General features: G+C 68.1%; 9 protein-coding genes and 1 rRNA gene. 9 read left to right on the top strand and 1 reads right to left on the bottom strand.

Features of this window, described 5'->3' with window-relative positions:
* The first annotated feature begins 4 nt into the window (after positions 1-4).
* From rrf to recN, 7 genes are all read left to right on the top strand, one after another.
* Positions 5-119 (top strand): 5S ribosomal RNA (gene rrf, locus AAHH99_RS20715).
* Between the two features lie 103 nt (positions 120-222).
* On the top strand, positions 223-1,002 hold the full coding sequence (locus AAHH99_RS20710; RefSeq protein WP_418770380.1) for a tetratricopeptide repeat protein: 780 nt from the start codon (positions 223-225) through the stop codon (positions 1,000-1,002).
* Between the two features lies 1 nt (position 1,003).
* Positions 1,004-2,026, top strand: coding sequence for an HAD-IIA family hydrolase (locus tag AAHH99_RS20705; protein WP_418770379.1), 1,023 nt, complete (start codon positions 1,004-1,006; stop codon positions 2,024-2,026).
* Between the two features lie 8 nt (positions 2,027-2,034).
* Entirely contained in the window at positions 2,035-2,220 is a 186-nt protein-coding gene (locus AAHH99_RS20700; RefSeq protein ID WP_418770378.1) for a hypothetical protein, read from the top strand.
* A 5-nt stretch (positions 2,221-2,225) separates the two neighbouring features.
* Positions 2,226-3,029: a TlyA family RNA methyltransferase gene (locus AAHH99_RS20695; protein ID WP_418770377.1), complete on the top strand. Its 804-nt coding sequence runs from the start codon at positions 2,226-2,228 to the stop codon at positions 3,027-3,029.
* Positions 3,030-3,049: 20 nt separating this feature from the next.
* Positions 3,050-3,949, top strand: coding sequence for an NAD kinase (locus AAHH99_RS20690; RefSeq protein WP_418770716.1), 900 nt, complete (start codon positions 3,050-3,052; stop codon positions 3,947-3,949).
* Positions 3,949-5,733, top strand: a complete 1,785-nt coding sequence (gene recN, locus AAHH99_RS20685) for a DNA repair protein RecN (RefSeq protein ID WP_418770715.1) — start codon at positions 3,949-3,951, stop codon at positions 5,731-5,733. Before AAHH99_RS20690 ends, recN begins: the two co-directional genes overlap by 1 nt.
* On the opposite strand, the gene AAHH99_RS20680 is transcribed toward recN, so the two are convergent.
* Complete coding sequence (locus tag AAHH99_RS20680) at positions 5,730-6,305, bottom strand: TetR/AcrR family transcriptional regulator (RefSeq protein WP_418770376.1); 576 nt, start codon at positions 6,303-6,305, stop codon at positions 5,730-5,732. The two genes, recN and AAHH99_RS20680, sit on opposite strands and share 4 nt — an antisense overlap.
* 31 nt (positions 6,306-6,336) lie before the next feature.
* Between AAHH99_RS20680 and AAHH99_RS20675 the strand changes: the two genes are divergently transcribed.
* Both AAHH99_RS20675 and steA read left to right on the top strand, forming a co-directional pair.
* Positions 6,337-6,717, top strand: coding sequence for a VOC family protein (locus AAHH99_RS20675; RefSeq protein ID WP_418770375.1), 381 nt, complete (start codon positions 6,337-6,339; stop codon positions 6,715-6,717).
* Between the two features lie 80 nt (positions 6,718-6,797).
* Positions 6,798-7,982, top strand: coding sequence for a putative cytokinetic ring protein SteA (gene steA, locus AAHH99_RS20670; protein WP_068201885.1), 1,185 nt, complete (start codon positions 6,798-6,800; stop codon positions 7,980-7,982).
* The last annotated feature ends 4 nt before the right edge of the window (positions 7,983-7,986 follow it).

The following is a 7,986-nucleotide window of genomic DNA, read 5'->3' as shown; positions in this document are numbered from 1 at the left end:
GAGTTACGGCGGTCAATAGCGGCAGGGAAACGCCCGGACCCATCCCGAACCCGGAAGCTAAGCCTGCCAGCGCCAATGATACTGCCCCACCCGGGCGGAAAAGTAGGACACCGCCGAACACAAATTAGGATTACCCCCCACGATTGCGTGGGGGGTAATTCTATTTCGCGACAATTCATTACGTATTATCGCGAGACTCCTCCATCGGGTAGAAAGGCATACGTGGCTCAGGACAGAAGGGACGGCGACGCCAGGCGCCGCCCGCAGCAGTCAGCGCCGCGCAGCTCCGGTCCGAACCGGGCCCGCAGGGCGCAGCCCAAGCCCGACGAATCCCGTCAGCCGCCAGGTCCGCCGATACCGGAGGGCATCGAGCCAAGGCAACTCGCGCCCGACGTGCGTGGCGAGCTCACGACACTCGACCGCTCGACCGCCGACTTCGTGGCTCGCCACCTGGTGGCCGCCGGCCAACTCATCGACGACGATCCACAGACCGCACTCGAACACGCCCGCGCCGCGCGCAACCGCGCCGCCCGTATCCCCGCGGTGCGCGAAGCTGTCGGCATCGCTGCCTACCACTGCGGCGACTGGGCGCAGGCGCTCGCCGAACTGCGAGCCGCCAAGCGGATGGGCAGCAAATCATCCCTGCTCGCGCTGATCGCCGACTGTGAACGCGGTGTCGGACGTCCGGAGCGCGCGATCGAATTGGCCCGCAGCCCGGAGGCCGCCCAGCTCACCGGCGACGACGCCGACGAGCTCAAAATCGTTGTGGCCGGGGCTCGCTCCGATCTGGGCCAGCACGAGCAGGCGTTGGCGCTTCTGTCGACGCCGCAACTTGATCCGAGCCGTAAGGGACAGACCGCGGCGCGCTTGTTCTACGTATACGCCGAAACGCTTCTGGCCCTTGGCCGCAGCGAGGACGCGCTGCAGTGGTTCATCAACGCCGCCGCCGCCGACCTCGAGGGCGTTACCGACGCCGAAGAACGCATCACGGAGCTCTCCTGAGGTGAATACCCTCGCGCACGAGCACGACTGCCTTCTACTCGACCTCGACGGCACCGTTTTCCGCGGACACGAAGCCACCGTCGGAGCGGTCGAGACGCTCGCCACGATCAGTGCACGCACCCTCTACGTCACCAACAACGCCTCGCGTGAGCCCGCCGACGTCGCCCGACATCTTCGCGCCCTGGGCTTTCGCGCCGCAGCAGGGGACGTCGTCACCAGCGCACAGAGCGCCGCACGGCTGCTGGCCACCCAAATACCCTCTGGCGCAGTCGTTCTCGTCGTCGGAACCGAAGCACTCGCCAACGAGGTCATTCGCGTCGGGCTCAAACCTGCCCGACAATGGTCGGACGGACCGGTCGCCGTCGTGCAGGGACACTCACCGCAGACCGGTTGGCCCGACCTGGCCGAAGCGGCCTTGGCCATCCGGGCCGGCGCACTGTGGGTGGCGGCCAACGTCGACCGGACCCTGCCGTCGGAACGGGGATTGTTGCCCGGCAACGGATCCATGGTGGCGGCGCTGCGTGCTGCGACCGACCGTGAACCCCAGGTGGCGGGCAAGCCGCAGCCGACTCTGCTTACCGATGCCCTGGCCCGAGGGACCTTTCAGACCCCGCTGGTGATCGGTGATCGCCTCGACACCGACATCGCCGGGGCCAACGCCGCCGGACTGCCCAGCCTGCTCGTGCTCACCGGTGTCAGCACGACCGTCGATCTCGTCCGTGCACAGGCCTCGGAGCGGCCGACCTATCTGGCCGCCGATCTGCGGTCGCTCGGCACCCCGTCGGGCCCATTGCGTATCGAGGCCCACCCCGCCTGGCGCATCGACGTCGCGTCACCGACGGTCACTGTGCACTCCACCGGCCACGATCCCGGCGACGCCCTGTCAGTGGTGCGGGCCACCGCCGATGCGGTGTGGAACGCCGGCCTCGACGGCCGGTCGGTCGCGATCGCCGCCGGTGACGACACCGCCCGACAGGCCCTGCAACGCTGGTCCATGCTTCCCCAGTCGAATCCGCTAGCGTGAACCTCGATATGAGTACCGATCCCGAACAGATCCGCGCCCGGATCGCGGAGTTGCTGGCAGACCTGCCCGACCCCGCGCAGGAAGGCTCGGGTTTCGCGGACCTGACCGACGACGACGTCGCGCTGCTGGCGGCACGGCTGGAAGAGGCGCACGACGTGCTCGTGCAGGCGCTCGAGTCGGTCGAGAAGGGCTGAGCGCCGTGGCACGGCGCGCGCGAGTGGACGCCGAGTTGGTGCGACGGGGGTTGGCCCGGTCCCGCCAGCAGGCGGCCGAGCTGATCGGTGCCGGACGGGTGAGCATCGACGGGATGCCTGCCGCCAAACCCGCCACCGCCGTCTCGATCACGGCGAGCCTCACCATCGAGGGTGCCCACGAACGCACCTGGGTGTCGCGAGGCGCGCACAAGCTGATGGGCGCACTGGACGCCTTCGGTCTCCCGGTGGACGGTAAGCGATGCCTGGATGCCGGCGCGTCTACGGGCGGCTTCACCGAAGTGCTGCTCGACCGGGGCGCCCGCCAGGTGATCGCCGCCGACGTCGGCTATGGACAGCTGGCCTGGTCGCTGCGCAACGATCCGCGGGTGACTGTGATGGAGCGCACCAATGTGCGTGAGCTGACGGCCGCCGCGATCAGCGGCCCCGTCGACCTGATCGTCGCCGACCTGTCGTTCATCTCACTGTCCACAGTCCTGCCGGCGCTGACGTCGTGCGCGTCACCGGACGCCGATATCGTTCCGATGGTGAAACCGCAATTCGAGGTCGGCAAGGACCGGGTCGGCGCCGGCGGCGTGGTCACCGATCCGGCGCTGCGCGCCGAGGCGGTCCTGTCGGTGGCCCGACGCGCCGCCGAACTGCGCTGGCATCCGGTCGCGGTGACATCGAGCCCGCTTCCCGGACCGTCCGGCAACGTCGAGTACTTCCTGCATCTGCGCGCCGGCGGGGGATTGGCAGGACACGACCTCGAGACCGCCGTCCGTACCGCCATCGCGGAGGGTCCGCAGTGAAGACCGACCGCGCGATCCTGATGGTGGTGCACACCGGCCGTGACGAAGTCACCGAAGTCGCCCGGCGCGTGCAGAAGGTACTCGGCGACAACGGAATTGGACTCAAAGTTCTGTCGGCCGAAGCCGTCGACCGCGGACCCGTTCCCGTCTCGCCCGACGACATACGCTCGCTGGGCGTCGAGATCCAAGTGGTCGACGCCGACGAGCGCGCCGCCGAGGGTTGCGAACTCGTCCTGGTCCTCGGCGGCGACGGGACCTTCCTGCGCGCTGCCGAACTCGCTCGCAACGTCGAAATCCCCGTGCTGGGTGTCAATCTCGGCCGCATCGGCTTTCTGGCCGAGGCGGAGGCCGATTCCATCGACACAGTGCTCGACCGGGTCGTCAAGCGTGACTACCGCGTCGAGGAGCGGATGACGCTCGACGTCGTGGTGCGGGTGGACGGCGAGATCGTCGACCGCGGCTGGGCCCTCAACGAAGCCAGCCTCGAAAAGGGACCCCGACTCGGAGTGCTCGGAGCCGTCCTCGAGGTCGACGGCCGCCCCGTGTCGTCCTTCGGCTGCGACGGCGTGCTGGTCGCGACGCCGACCGGGTCTACGGCGTGGGCGTTCTCCGCCGGCGGGCCGATCGTGTGGCCTGACCTCGAGGCAATCCTGGTGGTACCGAACAACGCTCACGCATTGTTCGCCCGGCCGATGGTCACCAGCCCTGAATCGGCCATCGCGATCGAGGTCGAGGCCAGGAGCCACGACGCGTTGGTGTTCTGCGACGGGCGCCGCGAGATGGTGGTTCCAGCCGGCGGACGCGTGGAGGTCACCCGGTGCGGAACCCCGGTGAAGTGGGTGCGCCTCGACAGCGCACCGTTCACCGACCGCCTGGTGCGCAAGTTCCGCTTGCCGGTCACTGGGTGGCGCGGGCAGTAGTGCTTTCCGAGATCCGTATCGAGTCACTGGGCGCGATCAGCGCCGCGACCGCTGAATTCGATCGCGGTTTCACCGTACTGACCGGCGAGACCGGTACCGGCAAAACGATGGTGGTCACCGGCCTGCACCTGCTCGGCGGCGCCCGCGCCGACGCCACCCGGGTGCGTTCCGGGGACAACCGGGCCGTTGTCGAAGGGCGTTTCACCACAACCGAACTCGGTGATGTTGTGGCGACGCTGGTGGATGAGATCCTCGACAGCTCGGGCGCCGAACGCGACGACGACGGCTCCGTCATCGCGACCCGCTCGGTCAGCCGCGACGGTCCCTCGCGCGCCTTTCTGGGCGGCCGCAGCGTGCCTGCCAAGTCGCTGAGCAGCTTCACCGCCGAACTGCTCACGCTGCACGGGCAGAACGACCAGCTGCGGTTGATGCGCCCCGATGAACAACGCGCCGCGCTCGACCGGTTCGCCGACGTCGAGACGCATCTGAAGAAGTACCGCCGCGTCCGGGACGAGTGGCTGTCGGCCCGGCGCGACCTCTTGGACCGCACGCAGCGGGCGCGGGAACTGGCGCTCGAAGCCGACCGGCTGAAGTTCGGGCTCAACGAAATCGACGCGGCCGCACCGCAGCCGGGTGAGGATGCCGCGCTCGTCGACGACATCCGGCGGCTTTCGGAACTGGACGCACTGCGCGACGCGGCCCAGATCGCTCGGGCCGCCCTCGCAGGACCCGACGACCCCTCGCCCGACGCGGTGTCCGCGGCCCATGGTGTCGCACAGGCCAAATCGGCACTGGAGGCAACGGGAGACACCTCGTTGACCGCATTGGCCGAGCAGCTCAGCGAAGCCGTCGCGGTGATCACCAATGTCAGCGGCGAACTCGGCACCTATCTGTCCGGGTTGCCGACCGACACCAGCGCGCTGGAGACCAAGCTCGCGCGGCAAGCCGAACTCCGGTCCCTCACCCGCAAGTACGCCGCCGACATCGACGGCGTGCTCGAGTGGGCCCGTGAGTCCCGGGAACGGCTCGAGCAACTCGACGTGTCCGAGGAAGCGCTCGCCGGTCTGCAACATCGGGTCGACGAACTCGAGACGAAGACCGTCGCCGCGGCTGCCGACCTGACCAAGGCCCGAACCAAGGCCGCCAAAGGTCTTTCCAAGGCGGTGACCGCGGAACTGTCCGGGCTGGCCATGGCCGGCGCGGTGTTCACCGCGTCCGTGGGCCCGCTGCTCGCGCGCGCCGACGACTCGGCGCCGGTCGTGTTGCCGTCGGGCGAGACGGTGCATGCCGGCCGCGACGGCGTCGATAATGTCGAGTTCGGCTTCGCCACTCGCGGCACCGATGTCCTGCCCCTGCACAAGAGCGCATCGGGCGGTGAGCTCTCGCGGGTCATGCTGGCACTCGAGGTCGTGTTGTCCTCGTCCGCGGAAGGAACCACGATGGTGTTCGACGAGGTCGATGCCGGGGTGGGCGGCCGAGCCGCGGTGCAGATCGGCCGTCGATTGGGTCGGCTGGCTCGCACCCACCAGGTCATCGTCGTCACGCACCTGCCGCAGGTCGCCGCCTATGCCGACGTGCACCTCGTCGTCGGGGGGGAGGGTGGGAAAAACACCGACAGCGGTGGGGGGAACGCCCCGAGGAGCGGGGTTCGGCGCCTCGACGACGAGGAGCGGGTGGCCGAGCTGGCGCGCATGCTGGCCGGGCTCGGCGAATCCGACAGCGGCCGCGCCCACGCCCGCGAGCTGCTCGAGGCGGCGCAGAAAGAGCGCGCGGAAAGCGGTTAGCCGCCCAGCACCGTGTCGATCAGCGCGCTGAGGAATTTCGGCTCGGCCGCTTCGTCGGTCGCCAGGCGCCGGTAGAACAGGGCCCCCGACAGCGCCACCGATGCGGCCTCAGGATCGATGCGGGCCGGAAACTGCCCGTCACCGACACCGGAGGCGATGGTGGCGGTGAGCCGCCGCCGTCGTAGCGCCGAATATTCATGGAAGAACCGGCGGATGTCCGGTTCGGTCTCCGCGGCGTGTACGAGCGCGGGGATGCAGGCCGAGACTGCGGAATCGCTCAGGGCGCCGGCGAGGTGCTCCAGCAGAATTTGAACCTGCTCGCGTGCCGTCCCGGTGGGTGCTTGCCGCCCAGGGTCCGGCTGCACGTTGAGAGTCTCGAGAGCGTCGGCGATCAACGCGGTCCTGTCCGGCCAATGCCGGTACAACGTGCTGCGGCCCACGCGTGCCCGACCGGCGACGGACTCCATCCGGAACCCGGCGTAGCCGACCTCGGCGAACTCGTCGAGTGCGGCGCGAAGGATTGTCCGGCGAGAGTGTTCTGCGCGCGGATCGAGTCGACCTATCTGGGACATTTATGTATCATAACCTTCAGGAGGTGCAATTATGAGTACTGTTAGTGTCCGCTACATAGTGGATGACGTCGATTCAGCCGTCCAGTTCTACATCAACCACTTGCGCTTTGACGTGGACTTCAGACCCGGACCCGGGTTCGCCATGCTCCATCGCGACGAGTTGCGACTGCTGTTGAACGCACCCGGCGGCGGAGGCGGAGCGGGGGACACGCTCAGCGACGGGAGCAGGCCCGCCCCCGGTGGCTGGAATCGAATCCAGTTGGAAGTCAACGACCTTGACGACACCGTCTCCCGGCTCACCGACGCCGGCGTGTCTCTTCGCGGGGATGTCATCACCGGCCGCGGCGGGCGTCAAGCTTTGGTCTCTGATCCCTCCGGCAATCTCGTGGAACTGTTCGAACCATCGCGTTGAGTGTTACGTATGTGACAAAAGGGACAGATGATACGGCGCGCCTCCGACAGATAGCTCGCTGATCTCGACAAAATCGGCGCATGAAGATGTCAGCGCTGCTATCTCGTAATGCCAGCTCACGTCCGGGCATCACCGGCACGGCCAGAGTCGACCGCGACATCGATCGACTTCTGCGACGCGTCACCCCCGGCGACATCGTCGTCATCGACGCCCTTGACCTCGACCGCATCACCGCGGACGCGCTCGTCGAGGCCGGCGTCACCGGCGTGGTCAACGCCTCGCCCTCCATCTCCGGGCGCTATCCCAACCTGGGGCCCGAGGTTCTGGTCGCCAACGGGATCACCCTGATCGACGACACCGGCGACGACGTCTTCAAGAAGGTCAAGGACGGCGCACGGGTGCGACTGCACGAAGGCGGCGTCTACACCGGTGATCGGCGCCTCGTGCTGGGCGTCGAGCGCACCGACCACGAAATCCATGAGCTGATGCACGAGGCCAAGAGCGGGTTGGTGGCCCATCTGGAGGCGTTCGCGGGCAACACCATCGAATTCATCCGCAGTGAGAGCCCGCTGCTGATCGACGGCATCGGCATCCCCGACATCGACGTCGACCTCAACCGGCGCCACGTCGTGATCGTCGCCGAGGACGTCGACGCCGCCATCGACCTCAAAGCACTCAAACCCTTCATCAAGGAGTACCAACCGGTGCTCGTTGGCGTCGGTACCGGCGCCGACGTGCTGCGCAAGGCGGGCTACCGGCCCCAACTCATCGTCGGTGACCCCGACAAGATGAGCGCCGAGGTGCTGCGGTCCGGGGCGCAGGTGGTGCTGCCCGCTGACGCCGACGGACACGCCGCCGGTCTCGAACGAATCCAGGACCTCGGAGTCGGGGCGATGACGTTTCCTGCTGCGGGATCGGCCGCCGACCTGGCATTGCTGCTGTGCGACCATCACGGCGCGTCGCTGATCGTCACCGCCGGCCACACCGCCAGCATCGAGGAGTTCTTCGACCGCGCGCGCCAGCAGAGCAACCCGTCGACGTTCCTGACCCGGCTCAAGGTCGGGGAGAAGCTCGTAGACGCCAAAGCCGTTGCCACGCTGTACCGCAGCCGGGTGTCGGGCGGAGCGATCGCGCTGCTGGTGCTCGCCGTGTTGATCGCGGTGATCGTCGCGCTGTGGGTGGCACGTGTCGACGCCGCGCTGCTGGACTGGATCGTGGACTATTGGAACCGCTTCTCGCTGTGGGTCCAGGGCTGGGTCACCTAGGAGC

This window comes from Mycobacterium neumannii (assembly GCF_048452905.1).
GTDB classification, from domain to species: domain Bacteria; phylum Actinomycetota; class Actinomycetes; order Mycobacteriales; family Mycobacteriaceae; genus Mycobacterium; species Mycobacterium neumannii_B.
This window is presented reverse-complemented; position numbering and strand designations above follow the sequence as displayed.

Coding starts and splice junctions, on each gene's coding strand:
- AAHH99_RS20700 (WP_418770378.1), top strand. CDS start 2,035: ATGAGTACCGATCCCGAACAGATCCGCGCCCGGATCGCGGAGTTGCTG.
- AAHH99_RS20690 (WP_418770716.1), top strand. CDS start 3,050: ATGGTGGTGCACACCGGCCGTGACGAAGTCACCGAAGTCGCCCGGCGC.
- AAHH99_RS20680 (WP_418770376.1), bottom strand. CDS start 6,305: ATGTCCCAGATAGGTCGACTCGATCCGCGCGCAGAACACTCTCGCCGG.
- AAHH99_RS20675 (WP_418770375.1), top strand. CDS start 6,337: ATGAGTACTGTTAGTGTCCGCTACATAGTGGATGACGTCGATTCAGCC.
- steA (WP_068201885.1), top strand. CDS start 6,798: ATGAAGATGTCAGCGCTGCTATCTCGTAATGCCAGCTCACGTCCGGGC.